The organism is Microbacterium sp. PMB16, assembly GCF_051294855.1.
GTDB lineage: Bacteria > Actinomycetota > Actinomycetes > Actinomycetales > Microbacteriaceae > Microbacterium.
On record NZ_CP145908.1, the window covers coordinates 2372106 to 2391983 of the forward strand.

Sequence of the window (19878 nt, forward strand, 5' to 3'; positions counted from 1 at the left end):
CCGGTTCGGTTTCGGGCCGGAGATCATCCTGCCCTCGACGGAGCCTCTCAGCGCTCTCGCGGTCTGTGCCGGTTTCCGTGTCATCATGGACAGGATGCCCGAATCCGAGACTCCGCCCCCCTCCCGCAGGCAACTGCGGGATCGCTCGCGGGACGACGACGCCCAGGCCCGCCGGAAGCGCGGGCGGGTCCGCGCCTGGGTGTGGGCGAGCGTCGCCGTCATCCTCGTTGCGGGTGTGGCCGTGAGTATCTGGGCCGCTCAGCGCATCGTCGGGCAGGCGCAGGAGGCACGCACGCACCTCACAGCGGCCATGCCCCACGCGGAAGACCTGCAGGCCGCGCTCCTCGCTTCCGATCCCGAGGCCGCGGCCGCAGCGGCGCGCGCGTTCTCGGAGGACGCGGCGCAGGCCGAGAAGGCGACCAGCGGGCGACTCTGGGGGTTCGCCTCCTCCCTCCCGCTGCCGGTCACAGAGAATCTCCGCGCCGTCCGTATCGTGACCCAGGTCGCCTCCGCGTTGGGCTCAGATGTGCTGACACCCGCGAGCGCCCTCGATCTCAACTCGCTGAAGCCCGCACAGGGGCGCGTGGATGTCGCGGCGCTGCAGAGTCTCTCTGCGCAGGTGGCCGACATGGCGGCATCCATCCGGTCCTCTTTGACGTCGATCGAGGCGATCGATCGAGGTGCACTCATCGATCAGGTCGACGCCGGTGTCGCAGATGTTGGGGCGACTCTCGAGCGTCTGGACGGCGTGCTGGAACCAGCCGAGAGCATCATCTCTGTTCTTCCCGACGCGCTGGGCGCTGAGGGTCCCCGCAACTACCTGTTGATGTTCCAGGGCAACGCGGAGGCGCGCGCGGCCGGGGGCGGCCCGGGGTCGTTCATCCTGGTGCACGTGGAGAACGGCGCCCTGACGATCGCGAACGAGGCTGCGGCGACGGAGTTCGACATCGCGCTGCCGAAGCCCGTGATGCCCCTGGACCCCGAGACCGAGGCGGTGTACTCGGACACGATCGGACGCTGGATCGCCAACCTCACCGCCACGCCCGACTTCCCGACGAGCGCCGCTCTGGCGAAGGCCTGGTGGGCGCAGCGCTCGGACGAGAAGATCGACGGAGTGATCTCGGTGGACCCGGTCGCTCTGAGCTACATGCTGGTCGCGACCGGACCGCTGCAGCTTCCGACAGGGGAGAGCCTGACCAGCGACAACGCCGTGTCGCTGCTCCTGAACGGTGCGTACTTCGCGTACCCGACCGGCGTCGAGTCCAATCTCTTCTTCGCGGGAGCCTCGGCGTCGATCTTCGCGGCCATGACCCAGGGCGCGGCGGACCCCGTGGCCTTCGTCAACGCCATCACCCGCTCGGCCGACGAGGGACGCATAAAGGTGTGGACGGCGGATCCCGAGGAGCAGGCGCTGCTCGGCGCATCGCCTGCCTCAGGCATTCTTCCCGTCGAGAACACCAACGAGACGACGGTCGGTGTCTTTTTCAACGACACCACCGGCGCGAAGATGGACTACTACGTCGACGCCGCCGTGAGTGTCGCCTCCGACCAGTGCACGGCGTCGGCTGAGCCGTCCTGGACGACGACCGTCGCATTCGAGAACACGATCACCCGTGACGACGCGCGGGCGCTCCCCGGCTACATCACGGGCCCGTACTACACGCCGGGGGACATCGCGACGGACTTCGTGGTGTACGCGCCCGTCGGGGCGAAGATCGAGAGCTGGACGCTCAACGGCAAGGAGTACGCGGCGACCACGCACACGACCCACCTCGGGCGCGACGTGGTCCGCCTCGCTGTGGTGACGCCGCCGACCAGCACGTCCACCCTTGTGGTGTCCATGAGCGGTGCACCGGGTGTCGATGCCGACGCGTATGGCCCGCTGTCTGTGCGCAACTCCCCGATGGTGCGAGACACCCCGGTGACGATCGACGCTCCGGGGTGTGAGTAGCAGTTTCGCGGCTGACGGCCGGTCGGTCGGCGGACGCCCGGCGACCTGACAGAATTGGCGGGTGCCGAGTTGGACCGCAGTCGCATTCGGGGCGCTGGATCTTCGGGGGACTGAACTGGAGGAGCAGGGCTTCGAACTCGTCGTCGTACCTGTCGCTCCCGGAACTCCGGTCTTCCTGATGGGGCGCGGTGCGGAGATCTGGCGGGCGCTGCTCGAGGACAACACCGACCGGATCGATGCGGCAGACGACGCCGGTGAAATACTGGCGGCCCTCGAGGACATGGGCATCGCGTCGCGGGACTCCGGACACCGCGCACGCGTGACGATGCTGGACAGGCCCTGGCTCGTCTCCGCATTCCACGAGCTGGTGTACGCGCTCATCGCACGTGTTGCGGAGTCGGAGGGCATCGACGTGGTCTTCATCAAGGGCCCCACGCTGCACGCCCAAGGACTGAGAGAGCGCGAACACTCGGGCGACGTCGACTGCTGGGTGCGACCCGGTGACGACCTACGGCTCGCTGCAGCCATGCGCGATTGGGGGTGGACGCCCCTGCTCTCCCCGTTCACGGGTACCGGTGTCACGCATTCCCTCACGCTGGAGGCCAGCGAATGGGGCTGTGCCATCGACGTGCACGTCCGTTATCCGGGAATGGACATCGACCCGGCTTCGGCCTTCGCGATAGCGCTCGATGCTTCGGAGCCACGAGTGTTCGCCGCAACGGTCTGCGCGACCCCTCGGAAGGCGCTGCACGGTGTGATCGCCGCCTTGCACAGCGTGCGCCCTTTCATCGGCGCTCCGGCGGGCGAGGCGAGCATCGATGCGGCCGCCATGGCGCTGCGCGCTGCAGGTGAGGAGACGGTGGACTTCGCCGAACGGGTGAACGCCGTGTATGCGCTCGAGACTCCGCTGCAGAGGGCATTCCCAGAGGCCGGGCTCGCTTATCCAGGAGCACGTCCACCTGCAGACTGGGCCTGGCGGCTCACCGCTTCGGCTCCCCGACGGCACCTGCGAGCATTGCTCACTGTGCCGGCGCGCCAGCAACCTGCTGTGCTCTGGCGCCTGGTCTGGCCGAGCGCCGAGGTCCTCAGAGCCGCCGGCGAGGCGCCGAACACTTCGCTGCTGGGCCGCGCCGGTTCACGCGTGCGTCGTCTGGCCGCCGCGGCGATCTTGCTCGTCAAGCGCTGACGGGCCCGGAGCTCCTACGGCCCACCCCAGCGCGAGATCGGCCACAGGATAGGTCCTGCCTTCCCGAATACGGCATCCCGCTGCATCCATCGCCAGCAATCGTCGTCGGGGTCGGCGACGCCGCGGCAGAGGAACGCGGAGTCGGCGGAGTTGGACCTGTTGTCGCCGAGCACCAGGTAGGAGTCCTCGGGCACAGTCACCTTCGCGAAGCAGCGGGAGGACATCGGCGTCGAGTCGCAGTCGAGTTCCCCGCTGGCGAAGGGCAGGTTCTTCACCACGTACGGCTCGTCGAGGGGCTCGCCGTCGACCAGCAGCTGCCCTTCAGCAGAACAGCACTCCACGGTCTGCCCCGGCCCGGCGATCACTCGCTTCACGAGCACATAGGGGCGGATGCCGGTCGTCTCGCCGATCCATTGAAGGCCGCCGGTCAGCCAGTTGCCTGCCGCCGGCTTCTCGCCCCAGTGCGCGTCGGGCCGGAAGACGACGATGTCTCCGGGGTTGGGGTCTGACCCGACGAATGCGAGCCGGTTCACGATGAGCCGGTCGCCCGGTTCCAGCGTGGGGGACATCGAGCCGGAGGAGGGCTGGCCGACGAAAGCGACGATGATCGCGGTGAGGGCCAGCGCCACGCCGACGTTGATCCAGACTCCGCCGAATCGACGGCGGCGGCGCGGAGCGGCAGCATCTGCAGTCGTCATCTCGGTCTCCAGGTCGCGCACAGCGGGCTCGACACAATACTGTCAGGGAATGGACCAATATTCCGCGGGCATGGCGGCCGAGCCGACGGAAAGACGGCTTCGGGGCAAGACGATGCCGGGGCGGCTTCTCATCCCGGATGCGTTGCGTGGTTTCGCGATCATCGCGATGCTCATCGCCCACGCGGCATCCTTCGTGCCGAATGTGCCATGGGCAGCGCAATTCGTCACAGCGAACTTCAGCGAGCTCGCCTCCCCGCTGTTCGCGCTCGTGATGGGCATGTCGGCCGAACTCGTCTGGCGCCGCGGCGGACGCGTGGGAACGACTCTGCTGCAGCAGATGCTCCGCGGCCTCTTCCTCATCGTCCTGGGCGTCTGGATGGCGACCTGGGGGTCCTGGGTCGCGGTGATCCTGTCGTACCTCGGTCTGCTCATCATCCTGGGAGCGCCGATCCTGCTCGCGCGCACGCCGGTCGTCATCGCCGTCACAGCCGTACTACTGGTGGTCAGTCAACCCTTGCTGGCTCTCGCCCGCACCTGGGTCTGGATCTACTCAGCCCCGGTCCCGGTCCAGGAGTTCATGACGTGGATGTTCCTCGGCCCGCAATACCGTGTGGTGAATCTCCTCCCGATGTTCCTCATCGGCGCGCTGCTCATCCGACACGGGCTGAAGAGAGACCGGTTGCTCTGGGCGCTTGCCGTGATCGCACCGCTGGCGTACCTGGCCTGGGCGATCGGACAGCGACTGGGCGCCGTGCAGTCAGGCGACTACCTCGACACCCTCAAGGACATCGGTCTCGTGTTCGCCGTCTATGTCTGCGTCGTCGTGGCGGCGACTGTCCGGCGCGAGCGCGCGGAGCGCTTCTGGGCGGGGATCTTCGTGCCCCTTCGCGCCTGCGGCCAGGTCGCCCTGTCGCTGTACCTGCTGCACGTCGGTCTCATCGCGCTCTGGAACAACGCCTACGGTCGTCCCGCCGAGAACTTCTATCCCGGGTGGCTCGTCATCGTTCCCGGCATGATCCTCGTGGGATGGCTCTGGTGGAGGTTCGTCGGAACGGGGCCGGTCGAGTGGGTCATGGGTTGGATCACCGGACGCCCCAAGCCTCTGCGGCGAGCCGCGGAGAAGTCGCGGCGCATCGCCGCCCTCTGACGCGCTCTCAGTCGGAGCGGGAGTCGGCGAGCGCGAGGATGCTGTCGGTGAGCAGCACCACCTCATCGGCGCCTCGGGCGAGCGGACCAGCCTGTGCCCCGTCGGCGCCGATCAGCGCGGCCACGGGGGTGGCGGGACCGGCCTCCAGGGTCGCGACGAGACTGCCACCGACATCGAGCGCGAAGACGGCGCTGCGGGGAAGGGCGTGACTCGAGCGGACATCGGCAGAGCCGGAGAACACCCGCTGCACGACGTAGACGTCCACCAGCGAGCTCAGACGGTCGTCTGCGGCGATGAGGCCCGCAAGGGCTGTCTCGCACGCGTGGCAACCGGCTGTGACGAACACGACCAGGCGCGCTCGCATCGTGGGTGCGAAGAGGTCGACGAACCCGTCGGCAGCCGGCACGAGGATCACGCCGGATCGGTGACGGGTCGACCCCGCCGGATCCTCACCGGCACCAGCCGATCGGAAGATGGACCACGTGGCGAGTGCGATGAGCGCAGCGGCAGCCGCGGCGCCGAGGGCGGTCAGGGCAGAAGGAAGAGAGGCGAGTGCGATAGGAAGGCCCATCGGTGCGCCGACGAGCGCCTGCACTCCGAGCGCAGGGATCAGGACTGCGAGCGCAGCGATGCTGAGGACGACATTGCGTGTGATCAGCCGGGGCCCGATCGCGGCGGGGAGCCATTCACCGAAGCATCCGCAATCGTCGGTCGCGCCGAGACGGTGCGCACGGATCACGACGACCAGCAGGCCGGTCGTCAGGACCACTGCGGCCCCCGCGGAGGCGACGAACAACCAGCCCGATGTCGTGAGGAGGCCGATCGCCACGAGGGCCTCGGCGATGATCAGTGCGATCGCCGCGGCATCCGGGTGACGGACCGGGAGCTGCAGAGCGTCGAAAGCCGCTCGGCCGTGATCCGCGGAGCGGAGCTTGCCGATCGCGCTCACCGCCAAGACCCCCGCCAAGAACAGTGCCAGGGGCACGACGAATGAGCTCATGAACTCATCCTCTCGGATCAGCAGAGCGGCCGGGCCCCGAAGGGTCCGGCCGCTCTGTGCTGTGGATGCTGAGATCCTTCGTCAGCCGATCAGGTGGCCGAGCACAGGATCAGCGTCGACGAGACCGAGCCTGCGGGCTTGCCACCGGTGCCGGTGTAACCGGCCGGCAGGGTCGCGGCAGCGTTCAGCGTGAACGCGACCGAGATCGACAGCGTCGTACGGGCCGCGAGCTGCGCGCCGGCGGCGAGCGGTGCGGTCAGGACGATCGTGGCGCTCGTGGGGGACAGGACGTTGACGTTCGCGGTGCCGCCGGTGACGCTGAAGACGCCGATGTTGGCAATGCCGCCACCGGTGATGTTGATCGTCGTGCCCACGGGAAGCGGGGTCGTCGGTCCTGCGGTGATCAGGAATCCAGGGCCCAGCAGGCCGAGGACGCCACAGGTGCCGTCAACGCTGAAGGCGCCCACGTCGACAGTCGACGCAGCCGCGAGCGGCGTTGCGACGGCGGCCGCGATGACAGGGACGGACCATGCGGCGCCCTTGACGACGGTGCGGCGCGAAAAGCCCTTGTTGTTGTTTTCTTCGGTCACGTGAGTGCCCTCCCTCATAGATGCAGATGCGGTTGCCCGCTTGTGTCGATGAAGAGGCGACACGTTCGTCTGCATCCCCCAGGAGCCCCTTCGTGATCCTCAAGTTAGGGGCGGGGTCGAGGGTGAGAACATCGATTGGAAGAAGTCAGCGCATTGTGCGCTTAACCTGCGCGATCTGAGCGAAATCGGGCGTCTGGAGCTATGCGCGGCGCTGTGCGCGCAGCGCGCGAGGCGTGGTTCTGTAGGCCTCATCGAGGGCTCGGCGCAGGCTCATCGGCGATTGGAAGCCGGCCCGCTGCGCGATCTGTTCGATGCTCAGAACGTCGTATCGGCTGTCGACCAGCAGGGATCGGGCGAGCCTCGCGCGCTGCCGACGGATCTCACCGGCGACGCTGTTCTCGGCTTCCGCGAAGACCAGCTGCAGCTGCCGAAGAGACGACTGCACCTCCCGGGCGACCTGCGTGGGTGTGAGGCTCGGATCGCCGCACTGCTGCGCGATCACGGCGATCGCCCGATCTCGCAGCACGGCGCGAGGGGAGCCATGACCGGACACCGCTCCGACGCGGTCGAGGAGGATGGCTCCGCCCATCTCCAGGATGAGCTGCTCCACCGCGTACCGCTCGATCGCGGTCGCCTGCTCGTCGGCATCCAGCAGGCCCTCGATGAAGTCCTGCATGGCGCGATCGAGCAGTCGCCGCTCGGGGAACACCTGCGCGTCGGTGGGCAGGGCAGGCACGAACGACGCCATCGCCGCGCGCGGCACGAAGGCGATCGCGGCATGCCACGAGCCCTGGCAGCGCAGCCCCCGCGTGATGCCGGGCGCCGCGATCACCAGACCGCTGTCGATCTGCAGCCACGGCTCGTCCGCGAGCCTCGACCACAGGGTGTCCGCCTCGATGAACGCGAAGACCGCGTGATCCGGGTGAGCGGCGGCGGTGTCGATGGCGAACTCCGTGGAGGTGCCACGCGTCGAGAGCAGGGTGACCGCTCCTGGCGAGCGCTCGCGCGCTCGCACCGGAACACGGCTGCCGACGGCCCGGAAGCCGTGTTCGATCAGCTCCTGCGGGCCGATCTCCCTCACGATTCCGAGATCCACGCAACACCCTTCCGTGTGTTTCGAACGCGCGCCGAACCAGACTGCACGAGTCGACCCCCTCAGATCGACCAGCGCTCGGGCTTCGCGTGGTCGATAGGCTACCTCCTCGCCGAACGCTGTGGTGGGACCCTGCGATGGATTTCGTCTGGTGTCAGATGTTTCTCCGTTCGTCGGCCGGCTTCGGTCGATCTGTAGGGTGGGATGATGGCAGATCGCTTTCTCGTCAGCGCGGTCGGCGCCATCATCGAAGTCGACGTCTCGGCGCGCGACGTCCTCTTCCAACGCCGTGCACGCGGCGCCTGGGCGGACGCCCTCTACGCGGGTGATCGGCACGCCGACGCGGTCGCCGTGGTGCGAGAGGGGCTCGACGACGACGCCGCCCTGTCATGGCTCTCGACGGAGGTCACGATCGCTGCGCTCGCCCACCGCCGGAGCGACCCGGTGTGGATGCTGCACGCGGCCGGACTCGCCGACGAGGCCGGGCGTGTCGTGGTGCTCAGCGCGCCCTCCGGCACGGGCAAGACCACGGCAGCGCGCCATCTCTCGCAGCGTCTCTCGTACGTCAGCGACGAGACGGTCGGCATCGACGTCACCGGGCGTGTCGTGCCCTACCGAAAGCCGCTGTCGATCATTCGAGAGCACTCGGCCCACAAGGATCAGCTCGCGTTGTCGAGCATCAACGGAGTCCGGCCGCTGGCCGAGGACCTTCGAGTCGCGAAGATCGTGGTGATCGAGCGCTCGCCCGACGGCCCCGAAGAGCCTCGACTCGACGAGCTCGACCTGTCGGAGGCCCTCGAACTGCTCGGACCGCAGACGAGCTACCTGAGCGAGGGGGAGGCGCCGCTGCAGCTCATCGCCGCGATCCTGGATGCGACCGGCGGTGCCGTCCGGATCAGATACCGCGACGTGACGCACATCGATGACCTCATCGACTCTCTGCTCCGGACCGAGGCACGCCCCATCGAGCCGCGCGCTGCGCGCCCCCGGGAGCAGGCCGTCGCATCGACGTCGGCGGGCGCAGTCGTGCGTGCGGCCGTCGTCGATGAGCTCGAACGCGATGGGCGCACCGTCCTGCTGAGGCGCACACCGTTGGGCGGACAGGTGCACGTGCTCGACGGGATCGGTCCGGCGCTCTGGGCGGCCGCAGACGGCCGGTCGCTCGATGGTCTCGTCGAAGCGGTCGTCGCCGCGCACGGCGCGCCGGAGGGCGCCGACGCCCGAACGCTTGTGGACGCCGCCGTGCAGGAGCTCGTCGCCGACGGACTCCTGCTCACCGCTGCCCCTCAGACCTGAGCGGCACCGCGCCGACGCACGCCCGGCGTGTCATCATCGGCGTCATCTTCGTCGTCGTTCTTCGCGTATCGGTCGTAGGCGCCGTAGTACTCGCGCCCGTAGTAGGCGGATTCGGCCCCCTTGCGCGGCACCCGGTTGAGGACGACACCGAGCACACGACCGGTCGTCCTGGTGATGTTGTCGATCGCCCGCTGCAGCATGTCGAAGGTGGTCTTGCCCGAGGAGACGACGATCAGCACGCCGTCGGCTCCGGCGGCGAGAACGGCGGCATCCGTCACCGGCAACACCGGGGGCGAGTCGAGGATCACGATCGCGGACTTGCTGATCTCCGCCAGGAAGTCCCGCATGCGCTGTGAACCGAGCAGCTCGCTCGGGTTCGGGGGAATCCGGCCGGCGCCGACGACGGCCAGGGGCACGTCGCGCGACGGTCGATGCGCGACGTCCTGCAGGTCGGCGCGACCGGCGAGGACGTCGGTGAGCCCCACATCGTGCGACATGCCGAAGATATCGGCGATGACCGGACGTCGAAGGTCGCAGTCGATGAGAATCGCCCACTGACCGGCCGCGGCAAGGCTCGAGGCGAGGTTCACCGAGACGGTGGACTTCCCGTCGCCGGGAACGGAACTCGTCACGACGATCACGCGCGGCGGGTTGTCCACGTCGATGAACTGCAGGTTCGTGCGCAACTCGCGCATCGACTCGATCGTGTGGTGCGAGACGCCGTGCTGCGACTCCAGCGAGAAGTCGATCACCTGCCGTTCGCCGGCCATCGTCTTCTCGAGCGGCAGCGTGCCGATCACGGAGACGCCCGTTTCCCTCTCGATGTCACGAGGGTGTCGCACCCGGCGATCGACCGTGTGCCGCACGAAGGAATAGACGAGCCCGAGTGCGAGACCGGCGAGCGCGCCGATGATGACGTTGAGTCGCGTGTTGGGCGACGACGGATCGGAGGGGAGGCGGGCAGAGTCGCCCACGATGAGCGAGATCGCCGCCGGGGTCTCGGCGGTTCCGCCTTCGAGCTTCTCGATCTCGATCGCCATGCCGTCGAGCCAGGCCTGAGCGAGGTCTTGCGCCGCCTCGGGCGTCGACCCCGTCGCCGTCACCTTCAGTGCGGTGGTGTCGATCGGGTTCGTCACGGTGACCCGGTTCACGAGCACATCGGGGGAAGTGTCGATGCCGAGCTCTTCGATGGCATGTTCTGCCACGGCGCGCCACGATCCGAGGTTGAGGTACGACTTCACCCGGCTCTGGGCGAGCTGGTTGCCGACCAGGGCGCTGCCGCTCGTCCCGTCACCGCCGACCGCGCTGACGATGCCGGTGGTGTCGGCCGCATACACCCGGGGCTGCAGGGCGCTCCAGCCGAAGGCCGCCGCAGCGCCGATGATCGTGGCGACGATGATCACGATCCAATGCGCGCGCAGGATGCGCACGTAGTCTCTGAGTTCCAACTCTTTATCCCCTCATGCATCCCGTGGGGAACTCGGGATGCAGATACGACAATGAGCATACGGCGAACGCTCGCGAGCCGTGGGTAGACGCGGCTCAGGCCAGGGCTGCGCGGACGATCCGTTCCACCTCGTCGAGCGCCGGAACCAGCTGGCCGGCGGAACGTGCGTACGTCTCGCGCGAGCGGCGATAGGGATCGACCACGTCGTCTTCGTCGGCCGTGGCAGGGGTGAGCCCGCGCTGCTCGGCGACGGCGCGCAGCACGGCGGCGAACCGGTCCTGCGACGACTCACCGGCGCCGTCGGCCGCCGCGCGCGCGGCATCGGTGGTCAACGTCGACGCGAGTCGCGCGAACTCCCGCACGGTGAAGGTGCGCCGCAACCGGCTCGGCATCATCTTGACGACGTGGGAACGATGCTCGCGCGCCATGGCCAGGACCAGATCGGCGTCGTGGAGCAATGGCTCCACGAGGTAGCGGGCGTGATGAGCGGCGGCCACCGCCGGGTCAGCCCCGGACTGCGCGGCGAGTTCGAGCGCGGGCTCCGGCATGCCGTGACCGACGAGAGCGTGCGTGCCCGCGCTGTGCACACGGACGCCGAGCGATTCCAGCCGCCCGCGCAGGAGCACCTCGGCGAGGGGGGAGCGGCAGATGTTTCCCGTGCAGACCGTGAGGATCGTGAGCGAAGCCTGCGGCGCGGCGGCGGAGCTGGGCCCGTTGAAGAAATCGGGGAGACTGATCTTTCCCTCGGCAGGCGGTGCGGCGAGGTGCGGTGTAGCTGGAGCTTCCGGCGCAGCGGCCGGCGCTTCCGGCGCGACGTCGTGCTGCTGCATCTTGCGCCATGCCCGACGGCTCATGCCCGGGGGAGGTCCGTCATCGCGGGGGGAGTTCACGCCACCAGCCTACGGCGCGGCGGCCATCGGCAGGCCGCCACCAGGTCAGGAACGCCGCGACGATCGCGCCGCCGACGAGCGCGCCGAGGGTGTTGGCCATGACGTCCGAGATCGTCGGATACCGGGACGGCATGAGTCCCTGGACCGTCTCGATCATTCCGCTCAGGAGCGCCCCGATCAGCACCACCTGCCACAGCCGCAGACGCGGCCACGCGAACAGGAGAAGCACCCCGATCGGCACGAAGAGGGCGACGTTGGCCAGGTACTCCAGCACCACCGCGCTCGAGTGGTAGGAGGCGATGCCCGCTTCGGCGACCCACCGGGCGAGGATGCCGACGAGACCGGTCACCTTCGCCGAGACGGTTGCGGGGAGCCACACGGTGAACCCGACGAACAGGAGGTATCCGACGAGCAGAACCCGTGCCCCCACAGGCCCGAGGCGCGCGCGGGAGGTAGCGGGAGCAGCGGGCATTCCGTCATGCTAGCCAGCCCGGCCGACGGCGACTCTCAGCTTCGGGCGCCACTCCAGTTCAACTGCTCGATGTAGCGCAGCAGCACGCCCTCCCGAAGTGCCCACGGCGAGACCTCGAGCTCGTCGATGTCGAGTGCGGTCATGGCTGCGTGCAACGAGACGGCGGCCGCCACGATCTGGAACGTGCGGTCGGGCGTGATGCCGGGCAGCTCCTGGCGAGCGGATGCCGGCAGGCGAGCGAGCCGCGGGATCCACGACCCGAGCGAGGCGCGGGGCAGCAGCATCCGATCGGTTCCCGACCAGCCGGGCGCCGGGTACCCGACCAGGCGCGCCAATGAGCGGATCGCCTTCGATGACCCGACCACGTGGTCGGGTCGCGGAAGTCCGATGAATCTCGGCAGCACCCCGGCCAGAGTCTTCTTGGCGTGCGCGCGCAGCCGCTCCACGTCGTCCTCGCCCGGCGGATCATTCGGGAGGAACTGCACGGTCATGCGGCCTGCACCGAGGGGGACGGATGCCGCGGCATCCGGCAATTCCTCCGCTCCGGCAGCGATCTCCAGTGAGCCGCCGCCGATGTCGAGCAGGAGCAGCTGGCCGGCCGACCAGCCGAACCAGCGCCGCACGGCGAGAAAGGTCAGCTCTGCCTCGGTCTCGCCGTCGAGCACCTGCAGCGGCTGACCCAGCGCGGTTTCGATGCGGTCGATCACGTCCGCGCCGTTGCGGGCGTCGCGCACCGCGCTCGTGGCGGTGGCGAGGAGTTCGTCGACGCGCTCGGCGGCCGCGACATCCCGAGCCTGAGCGACGGCCGTCTCGAGCGCGACCACTCCCTCCTCGGAGATCGAGCCGTCGGGAGTGAGATAGCGCATGAGGCGCAGCACCGTCCGGTCGCTCGTCTTGGCGAGCGGACGTCCGCCGGGGCGGACGTCGGCTGCCAGCATATGGACGGTGTTCGAACCGATGTCTAGGACTCCCAGGCGCACGGGAAGAGACTACTCGCGCCCCGATACGATGGAGACGTGACCATCGTCGACCCCACGCCGCCGCTGTCTCCGTACCGCGAGATCGGGCGTGCGGAGTGGGCGCGCCTCGCCGCGGGGATGGATCAGCCGCTGAGCGAGACCGAGGTCGTCGAGGTCCGTGGCATCGGCGACCGGCTGAGCATGACCGAGGTGCGCGAGGTCTACCTCCCGCTGAGCCGGCTGCTCAGTCTCTATGCGACCTCGACCAAGCGGCTGGGCGCGGCGACCTCGTCGTTCCTCCAGGAAGATGACACCACCACCCCGTTCGTCGTCGGCGTCGCCGGCTCCGTGGCAGTCGGCAAGTCCACGATCGCGCGACTCCTGCGTGAGCTGATGAGCCGCTGGCCGGGCACTCCGCGCGTGGAGCTGGTCACCACCGACGGCTTCCTCTATCCCAATGCCGAGCTCGAGCGCCGCGGACTGATGGAGCGCAAGGGGTTCCCGGAGTCGTACGACCGCCGCGCTCTCCTCGAGTTCCTCACCGAGGTCAAGAGCGGCGCGTCCGAGGTGCGCGCACCCTTCTACTCCCACATGCGCTACGACATCGTGCCCGACGCCCATGTCGTGGTGCGGCGCCCGGACGTCGTCATCGTCGAGGGGCTCAACGTGCTGCAGCCGCCGCCCGCACCGAACGACGTCGCGGTGAGCGACCTGTTCGACTTCTCGATCTTCGTCGACGCCGACACCGCGCACATCGAGAAGTGGTACGTCGACCGGTTCCTCGCGCTCCGGCAGGGCGCGTTCAGCAATCCCTCGTCGTACTTCAACGTCTTCGCGCACCTCACCGACGAGGAGGCGATCACCACGGCCCTCGGCTACTGGAACGAGATCAACATGCCGAACCTCGTCGAGAACGTGATGCCGACCAAGCACCGCGCACGCCTGGTCCTCAACAAGGGCACCGACCACACCGTCGAGAGCGTCCTGCTCCGCAAGCTCTGACTGCCCCGGCATCCGCTTCTCTGCTCCCGGCATCCGCCCCTCTGCTCGCACGGGAGCGATCGGTACCTATTGTTCGGACGACTCGCAAAAATCCCGGCTTATCTTTGAACCATGTGTGGAATCGTCGGATACGTGGGCCCGCGCCCCAGCCAGGACATCCTTCTCGCCGGCCTTGCCCGCCTCGAGTACCGCGGATATGACTCCGCGGGCGTCGCCGTCATCGACGGCGAAGGCTCGCTGGGCATGCGCAAGAAGGCAGGCAAGCTCGCCATGCTGCGCGACTCGCTCAAGGACGCGCCGCTCCCCGACGGGTCGACCGGTATCGGTCACACGCGCTGGGCGACCCATGGCGGGCCGACCGACGTGAACGCCCACCCGCACCTCGCCGACGGCGACAAGCTCGCCGTCATCCACAACGGCATCATCGAGAACTTCTCCGCCCTGCGCGACGAACTGCTCGCCGATGGCGTCGCGTTCCGCAGCGAGACCGACACCGAGGTCGCCGCGGCTCTCCTCGGTCGCGAGTACGCCGGCAACGGCGGCGACCTGCAGCTCGCGTTCCGCAGCGTCGTGAACCGTCTCGAAGGCGCGTTCACCCTGCTCGCGATGCACCAGGACCACCCGGGGCTCGTCGTCGGCGCTCGCCGCAACTCCCCGCTGGTGATCGGCCTGGGCGAGGGCGAGAACTTCCTCGGCTCCGACGTCGCCGCGTTCATCGAGCACACGCGCAAGGCGCTGGCGATCGGGCAGGACCAGATCGTCTCCATCACCCCGGATGCCGTCACCGTCACCGACTTCTTCGGTGCACCCGTGCAGGCCGAGCCGTTCGACGTGTCGTGGGATGCTGCCGCTGCCGAGAAGGGCGGATGGTCGAGCTTCATGGCCAAGGAGGTCGCGGAGCAGCCCGAGGCCGTCGCCAACACGATCCGCGGTCGTATCCAGGACGGCCAGGTCGTCATCCCCGAGCTCGATGGTCTCGATGAGCTGTTCATCGGCATCAACCGCGTGATCATCACGGCCTGCGGCACCGCGTCGTATGCTGCCCTCGTCGGCAAGTACGCGATCGAGCAGTGGTCGCGCGTCGCGGTCGACGTCGAGCTCGCCCACGAATTCCGCTACCGCGACCCGGTGATCGGCGCCGACACCCTCGTCGTCTCGATCAGCCAGTCGGGCGAGACGATGGACACCCTCATGGCCGTGAAGTACGCCCGTGAGCGCGGCGCGCGCACGCTGTCGATCTGCAACACGCAGGGCGCGACCATCCCGCGCGAGTCGGATGCCGTCGTCTACACCCACGCGGGCCCCGAGGTCGCCGTCGCCTCCACCAAGGCGTTCTCTGCGCAGATCACCGCGCTGCTGCTGCTCGGTCTGCACATGGGCCGCGTGCGCGGCACAGTCGCCGATGCCTCCGCCGATGTCGCAGAGCTCGCCGCCCTGCCGGAGAAGATCGCCCGCGTGCTCGAGCGCGAGCAGGAGCACGTCACCCAGCTCGCCGGCTGGATGGCCGACACCCGCTCGGTGCTCTTCCTCGGTCGCCACGTCGGCTACCCGATCGCGCTCGAGGGTGCGCTCAAGCTCAAGGAGATCTCCTACATCCACGCCGAGGGCTTCGCCGCCGGCGAGCTCAAGCACGGCCCGATCGCTCTCATCGAGCCGGGGCAGCCCGTGTTCGTGCTGGTGCCGTCGCCGCGTCACTCGGCTCTCGTGCACTCGAAGGTCGTCTCGAACATCCAGGAGATCCGCGCCCGCGGGGCTCGGGTCATCGTGATCGCGGAAGAGGGCGACGCGGCTGTGCTGCCGTTCGCCGACGAGGTCATCCACATCCCGCTCGCCGGCGCGATGTTCGAGCCGCTGCTCGCGGTCGTGCCGCTGCAGATCTTCGCCATGGCCCTCGCGACGGCCAAGGGGCTCGACGTCGACCAGCCGCGCAACCTCGCGAAGTCGGTCACGGTCGAGTAAGTCGACGGCGCCGAAGTCGCCCGACCGCATTCTGCAGGTTGAGGCCACACTTGCAGGTCGGATTCGCGTGTCTCGACCTGCAGATGTGTTCTGAACCTCCCGCCGATGCGGTCGGAGTCTTCACGAGCGTGCTCGCCCGAGAGCGGGCAGGATCGCCGCGACCACGGTCGGCCAGTCATGGACGACCATGGCGTAGTCGAAGCGCAGCGTCTCGTATCCGAGAGCGGATGCCGCGGCGTCTCTCATGAGGTCCGCATGCCGCTTCGCGTGCGTATGGTTCTCCTTGCCGTCGGCCTCGAGGATGATCCGTCCGCCCAGGACGAAGTCGACCCGGCCGACGCCGACGATGCTCACCTGACAGTCGAGCCGGATGCCGAGCAGATGCATCCGCAGCCTCAGAAGGGATTCGAGCCCGCTCTCGGCATCCGGCCGCGCCAGATCGAGCAGCCAGCCTGCCGCTCGAGGCAGCTCCCGGCGGATCCTGGCCCGGTCGTGGGCGCCGATGAGCCGCTTGTTCCAGGCCGACTCGTACGCGGCGAAGAATTCCTCTTCATCGAGGCATCGGTAGGCGTGGATCAGGCAGGCGACGACAGGCGCGAGCCCGAGCGTCGCGGATCCGGGCGAGTAGTGGGCGGTGCACGAGCATCCCTCGTGCGAGTGATGGCGGCCGCTTCGGCCCATCCAGACGTGAACCTGGTCATCCGGCGTCGGCAACATCCAGACGCCATGGGCGCGCAGCGCAGCCGCGCAGGTGAGTGCGCCGCCGTGCGCTGCGGCCGTCACGACTGCGGCATCCACGGTCGGCAGCGCGAACACTCCCTGTCGAATTCGCAGGATCGTGCCGGCACTCGTCGCTGCCGCGAGGCTCGTTCGCGAGCATCCGTAGCTCTGGAGGGTGCTCCCGCGGGCGATGCCGTCGAAGCGGGCCAGGAGATAGGCAGCATCCATCATGTCGTGAGCATCCGATAGTCCGACGCATCTTCGGGCTCGTGAACAGCCATTGTGGATGGATTTCTCCCGCGTGATCGATGTGCAGAGAACAGCTACGACCATCTGCAGGTTCACATCACGGATGCAGGTCGGATCGGGCCGATTCAGCCTGCAGGTGTGTTCTGTGCCGACGGTCCCAAACGCTCGTTCAGCGCACACGAACCGCTCAGAGAGCGAGCAGTCTCGGTAGGCTGAGCGGATGATCATCGGGACCGGCATCGACCTCGTGGACATCCCGCGGTTCGAGCGGACGATCTCGAAGACCCCTCGCCTCCTCGAGAGACTCTTCGCGCCCGCCGAACGCACGCTCCGGCTCCCGTCGCTCGCGGCGAGGTACGCGGCGAAAGAGGCCCTGATCAAGGCGCTCGGCGGCTCGGACGACGTGCACTGGATCGAGATCGAGGTCGCGTCGGAGGCCTCCGGCCGTCCGCATTTCGTGCTGTCCGGTTCCACCGCCGCGGTCGTCGAGGCGCGCGGCATCCTCACTCTGCACCTCACCCTCACCCACGATGCGGGTCTCGCCGCCGCGTTCGTCGTCGCCGAAGGAGCGCCTCTGTGACCGTCCCCTTCCGCGAAGCGGTCATCGATCTCGACGCGATCGCCGACAACGTGCGGCACTTCCGTCGTCTCACCGGGGTCGAGGTCATCGCCGTCCTGAAGGCGAACGCCTACGGCCATGGCGCCGCCGCGACCGCGGTGGCGGCACTCTCCGCCGGTGCGACCCGGATCGGCGTGGCCGAGATCCCCGAGGCACTGGAGCTGCGCAGGCAGGGAGTGCACGCGCCGATCATGGCCTGGTTGCATGCGCCGGGCGAGCGCTTCGAGCAGGCGGCTGCGCAGCAGATCGAGGTCGGCATCTCGTCGTTCGACCAGCTCGAGGCTGCCGCGGGTGCGGCCTCGGTCGACCGTCCGGTGGGCGTGCATCTGAAGTTCGAGACCGGGCTGTCGCGGAACGGCATCGCCCCGGCCGACTGGGGGCGCGTGCTCGCCGAAGCCGCGCGGCTCGAGCGCATCGGGCGACTCCGCGTCGTCGGGCTCTTCAGCCACCTCTCGAACACCTCGGTCGACGACGATCGCGCCGCACACGCGAAGTTCGAGGAGGGGGTCGCCGCCGCGGCATCCTTCGGCATCCGGCCCGAGATCCGTCATATCGCGGCCACGGCCGCCGCGATCGACCGGACGGAGATGCGGCTCGATGCGGTGCGCGTCGGCATCGGACTCTACGGACTGTCGCCGTTCGACGACCGCTCCTCCGCCGAGCTGGGCCTGCGCCCGGCGATGACGCTGCGTGGGGCGATCGCCGCCGTGCGTCGCGTGCCGGCCGGGACGGGCGTGTCTTACGGCTACGACCACCGCACGGACCGTGACACCACCCTGGTGCTCGTTCCGCTCGGATACGCCGACGGTGTGCCGCGCAGCGCCTCCGGAAAGCTTCCCGTGTCCATCGCGGGCCGCCGCTTCCTGAACGTGGGCCGGGTCGCGATGGATCAGTTCGTGGTCGACGTCGGCGACACGCCGGTCTCGATCGGCGACGAGGTCGTGCTCTTCGGCGATCCCACGCTCGGCGTCCCCTCGGCTGCGGAGTGGGCGGATGCCGCGGGCACGATCAACTACGAGATCGTCACCCGCATCGGTCCTCGAGTGCCGCGGCGGGCATCATGAGCATCGATCCCGCCTTCCTCGGGCGCCGAGAGATCGAGACCTCCGACGCGATGGAGCAGCTCGGTCTCCGCATCGGGGAGCAGCTCGCGGCCGGCGACCTGCTCATCCTCACCGGCCCACTCGGCGCGGGGAAGACGACGTTCACCCGAGGGCTCGCCGAAGGGCTCGGAGTGCGCGGCCCCGTGCAGAGTCCGACCTTCGTGATCGCCCGCACCCATCCGTCGCTGGTGGGACGAGCACCGCTCGTGCACGTCGACGCGTATCGGCTCGGCTCCGGCGATGAGCTCGACGACCTCGACCTGGATCTCGCGCGGTCGGCAGTCGTCGTCGAGTGGGGTCGCGGCCTGGCCGAAGAGCTCGCGGACACGTGGTGGGACATCGAGATCGAGCGTCCGATCGGCGGCGAGGACGTCGACGCGTCGGAGCTCGACGCCGATGCCCCGCGAATCGTGACGATCACCCGCGAGACCGCGTCGTGAGCGAACGGACTGCCGGATCGCTCGTCGCCGTGATCATCGAGGACGACGCGGGTGTGCGATCGCTCCTCGACGAGGTGTTCACGGCGGCCGGCTTCCGGACCTTCCTCGCCGGATCCGGCGAAGAAGGCCTCGCCGCGATCGAGGCGCACGGTCCCGTGATCACCACACTCGACATCAACCTCCCCGGCATCGACGGCTTCGAGGTGGCTCGGCGGATCCGCCGGATCAGCTCGACGTTCATCATCATGCTCTCCGCCCTCGCCGAGGAGTCCGATGTCGTCCTCGGGCTGACATCGGGTGCGGACGAGTACCTCGTCAAGCCCTTCCGGCCACGCGAGCTGCGCGCGCGGATCGAGGCGCTGCTGCGGCGTCCGCGTCTGGAAGAGCCCGGGGCGCCACAGACCGCGCGAGCGGCCGACGCCTCGTCGGCGGCGACGGTGTCGACGTGGCGCGGACGAGTGCATTTCGATCTCAGTCTGGACCTCGACACACGGGTGGTGCTGGTCGCGCAGCGCAGGGTCGACCTGACGCCGACGGAGTTCGAGCTGCTCTCGACCCTCCTGGCATCGAAGCGGCGGGTGTGCAGCAAGACGGAGCTGGCGCTGGGGCTTCGCGGTGTCGCGCCCGGAGAACTCGGGCATGTCAGCGAACCGGACAAGCGGGCGATAGAGACCCATATCGCGAACCTCCGCCGCAAACTCGGCGACAGTGCCGCGGACCCCCGATACATCGAGACCGTGCGCGGAGTGGGCTACCGGCTCACCCCGGAGGACCCGTCTCTCTGACGTGCTGCTGTCGAGGCCGCGGCTCCCCAGCCGCGGCCTCAGCGCCTGCGAATCCCCACTCGCGCGGCCCCAGCGCCTGCGAATCCCCAGTCGCAGAGTCGGCCCCCACTCAGAATGTTAGGGGGCCGAACACTCCTGAAGAGCGGAGAGACCCGATCTTTGAGTAATCTTGCGACAAAGCTGAGGATCCACCGGAGGGCGGCATCGATGATCCGCACGGTGTCGATCTGGCGATGGCAGCTGGTGTTCACGGGCAGCATCGTGGCGATCGT

19 protein-coding genes are annotated in these 19878 nt (G+C 68.7%); 10 read left to right on the forward strand and 9 right to left on the reverse strand.

Features of this window, described 5'->3' with window-relative positions:
• Positions 1-94: 94 nt before the first annotated feature.
• Positions 95-1951 (forward strand): DUF4012 domain-containing protein, encoded by a 1857-nt coding sequence (locus V5D55_RS11440; RefSeq protein ID WP_435743072.1) that lies wholly within the window; start codon positions 95-97, stop codon positions 1949-1951.
• A 61-nt stretch (positions 1952-2012) separates the two neighbouring features.
• On the forward strand, positions 2013-3137 hold the full coding sequence (locus V5D55_RS11445; protein ID WP_435743074.1) for a hypothetical protein: 1125 nt from the start codon (positions 2013-2015) through the stop codon (positions 3135-3137).
• A gap of 14 nt (positions 3138-3151) precedes the next feature.
• On the opposite strand, the gene lepB is transcribed toward V5D55_RS11445, so the two are convergent.
• Complete coding sequence (gene lepB / locus V5D55_RS11450) at positions 3152-3835, reverse strand: signal peptidase I (protein WP_435743076.1); 684 nt, start codon at positions 3833-3835, stop codon at positions 3152-3154.
• 49 nt (positions 3836-3884) lie between these two features.
• Between lepB and V5D55_RS11455 the strand changes: the two genes are divergently transcribed.
• On the forward strand, positions 3885-4982 hold the full coding sequence (locus V5D55_RS11455) for an acyltransferase family protein (RefSeq protein ID WP_435743078.1): 1098 nt from the start codon (positions 3885-3887) through the stop codon (positions 4980-4982).
• Positions 4983-4989: 7 nt separating this feature from the next.
• Here the strand turns inward: V5D55_RS11455 and V5D55_RS11460 are convergent, their stop codons facing one another.
• From V5D55_RS11460 to V5D55_RS11470, 3 genes are all read right to left on the reverse strand, one after another.
• Positions 4990-5982 (reverse strand): MauE/DoxX family redox-associated membrane protein, encoded by a 993-nt coding sequence (locus V5D55_RS11460; RefSeq protein ID WP_435743080.1) that lies wholly within the window; start codon positions 5980-5982, stop codon positions 4990-4992.
• 89 nt (positions 5983-6071) lie between these two features.
• On the reverse strand, positions 6072-6572 hold the full coding sequence (locus V5D55_RS11465; RefSeq protein WP_435743082.1) for a hypothetical protein: 501 nt from the start codon (positions 6570-6572) through the stop codon (positions 6072-6074).
• Positions 6573-6771: 199 nt separating this feature from the next.
• Positions 6772-7668 (reverse strand): helix-turn-helix domain-containing protein, encoded by an 897-nt coding sequence (locus V5D55_RS11470; protein ID WP_435743084.1) that lies wholly within the window; start codon positions 7666-7668, stop codon positions 6772-6774.
• A gap of 204 nt (positions 7669-7872) precedes the next feature.
• Here V5D55_RS11470 and V5D55_RS11475 point away from each other — a divergent pair, with 204 nt between their 5' ends.
• Positions 7873-8961, forward strand: a complete 1089-nt coding sequence (locus V5D55_RS11475) for a PqqD family peptide modification chaperone (RefSeq protein WP_435743086.1) — start codon at positions 7873-7875, stop codon at positions 8959-8961.
• Here the strand turns inward: V5D55_RS11475 and V5D55_RS11480 are convergent.
• The 4 genes from V5D55_RS11480 to V5D55_RS11495 form a co-directional block, all read right to left on the reverse strand.
• Positions 8952-10409: a polysaccharide biosynthesis tyrosine autokinase gene (locus V5D55_RS11480; protein ID WP_435743088.1), complete on the reverse strand. Its 1458-nt coding sequence runs from the start codon at positions 10407-10409 to the stop codon at positions 8952-8954. The two genes, V5D55_RS11475 and V5D55_RS11480, sit on opposite strands and share 10 nt — an antisense overlap.
• 94 nt (positions 10410-10503) lie before the next feature.
• Entirely contained in the window at positions 10504-11298 is a 795-nt protein-coding gene (locus tag V5D55_RS11485) for a low molecular weight phosphatase family protein (protein WP_435743090.1), read from the reverse strand.
• The gene (locus V5D55_RS11490) at positions 11279-11770 is read right to left on the reverse strand and encodes a VanZ family protein (protein ID WP_435743092.1); all 492 of its coding nucleotides are present in this window, start codon (positions 11768-11770) and stop codon (positions 11279-11281) included. The genes V5D55_RS11485 and V5D55_RS11490 overlap by 20 nt, the downstream gene beginning before the upstream one ends.
• Positions 11771-11805: 35 nt before the next feature.
• On the reverse strand, positions 11806-12750 hold the full coding sequence (locus V5D55_RS11495) for a Ppx/GppA phosphatase family protein (protein ID WP_435743094.1): 945 nt from the start codon (positions 12748-12750) through the stop codon (positions 11806-11808).
• Positions 12751-12786: 36 nt separating this feature from the next.
• Between V5D55_RS11495 and coaA the strand changes: the two genes are divergently transcribed.
• Together coaA and glmS are read left to right on the forward strand one after the other, a co-directional pair.
• A complete protein-coding gene (gene coaA / locus V5D55_RS11500; RefSeq protein WP_435743096.1) occupies positions 12787-13731 on the forward strand; it encodes a type I pantothenate kinase in 945 nt (314 codons plus the stop codon).
• A 111-nt stretch (positions 13732-13842) separates the two neighbouring features.
• Positions 13843-15690, forward strand: coding sequence for a glutamine--fructose-6-phosphate transaminase (isomerizing) (gene glmS / locus V5D55_RS11505; RefSeq protein WP_435743099.1), 1848 nt, complete (start codon positions 13843-13845; stop codon positions 15688-15690).
• Positions 15691-15810: 120 nt separating this feature from the next.
• On the opposite strand, the gene V5D55_RS11510 is transcribed toward glmS, so the two are convergent.
• Positions 15811-16641, reverse strand: a complete 831-nt coding sequence (locus V5D55_RS11510) for a DUF559 domain-containing protein (protein ID WP_435743101.1) — start codon at positions 16639-16641, stop codon at positions 15811-15813.
• A gap of 238 nt (positions 16642-16879) precedes the next feature.
• Between V5D55_RS11510 and V5D55_RS11515 the strand changes: the two genes are divergently transcribed.
• The 4 genes from V5D55_RS11515 to V5D55_RS11530 are packed head-to-tail and all read left to right on the forward strand — an operon-like array spanning position 16880 to position 19606.
• Complete coding sequence (locus V5D55_RS11515; RefSeq protein ID WP_435743103.1) at positions 16880-17239, forward strand: holo-ACP synthase; 360 nt, start codon at positions 16880-16882, stop codon at positions 17237-17239.
• The gene (gene alr, locus V5D55_RS11520) at positions 17236-18342 is read left to right on the forward strand and encodes an alanine racemase (protein WP_435743105.1); all 1107 of its coding nucleotides are present in this window, start codon (positions 17236-17238) and stop codon (positions 18340-18342) included. The genes V5D55_RS11515 and alr overlap by 4 nt, the downstream gene beginning before the upstream one ends.
• Positions 18339-18821 carry a tRNA (adenosine(37)-N6)-threonylcarbamoyltransferase complex ATPase subunit type 1 TsaE gene (gene tsaE / locus V5D55_RS11525; RefSeq protein WP_435743107.1) on the forward strand — a complete coding sequence of 161 codons (483 nt, stop codon included), beginning with the start codon at positions 18339-18341 and terminating at the stop codon, positions 18819-18821. The genes alr and tsaE overlap by 4 nt, the downstream gene beginning before the upstream one ends.
• On the forward strand, positions 18818-19606 hold the full coding sequence (locus V5D55_RS11530) for a response regulator transcription factor (protein WP_435743109.1): 789 nt from the start codon (positions 18818-18820) through the stop codon (positions 19604-19606). Before tsaE ends, V5D55_RS11530 begins: the two co-directional genes overlap by 4 nt.
• The last annotated feature ends 272 nt before the right edge of the window (positions 19607-19878 follow it).

Coding starts and splice junctions, on each gene's coding strand:
- V5D55_RS11440 (WP_435743072.1), top strand. CDS start 95: ATGCCCGAATCCGAGACTCCGCCCCCCTCCCGCAGGCAACTGCGGGAT.
- lepB (WP_435743076.1), bottom strand. CDS start 3,835: ATGACGACTGCAGATGCTGCCGCTCCGCGCCGCCGCCGTCGATTCGGC.
- V5D55_RS11455 (WP_435743078.1), top strand. CDS start 3,885: ATGGACCAATATTCCGCGGGCATGGCGGCCGAGCCGACGGAAAGACGG.
- V5D55_RS11460 (WP_435743080.1), bottom strand. CDS start 5,982: ATGAGCTCATTCGTCGTGCCCCTGGCACTGTTCTTGGCGGGGGTCTTG.
- V5D55_RS11475 (WP_435743086.1), top strand. CDS start 7,873: ATGGCAGATCGCTTTCTCGTCAGCGCGGTCGGCGCCATCATCGAAGTC.
- V5D55_RS11490 (WP_435743092.1), bottom strand. CDS start 11,770: ATGCCCGCTGCTCCCGCTACCTCCCGCGCGCGCCTCGGGCCTGTGGGG.
- glmS (WP_435743099.1), top strand. CDS start 13,843: ATGTGTGGAATCGTCGGATACGTGGGCCCGCGCCCCAGCCAGGACATC.
- V5D55_RS11510 (WP_435743101.1), bottom strand. CDS start 16,641: ATGATGGATGCTGCCTATCTCCTGGCCCGCTTCGACGGCATCGCCCGC.
- V5D55_RS11515 (WP_435743103.1), top strand. CDS start 16,880: ATGATCATCGGGACCGGCATCGACCTCGTGGACATCCCGCGGTTCGAG.
- tsaE (WP_435743107.1), top strand. CDS start 18,339: ATGAGCATCGATCCCGCCTTCCTCGGGCGCCGAGAGATCGAGACCTCC.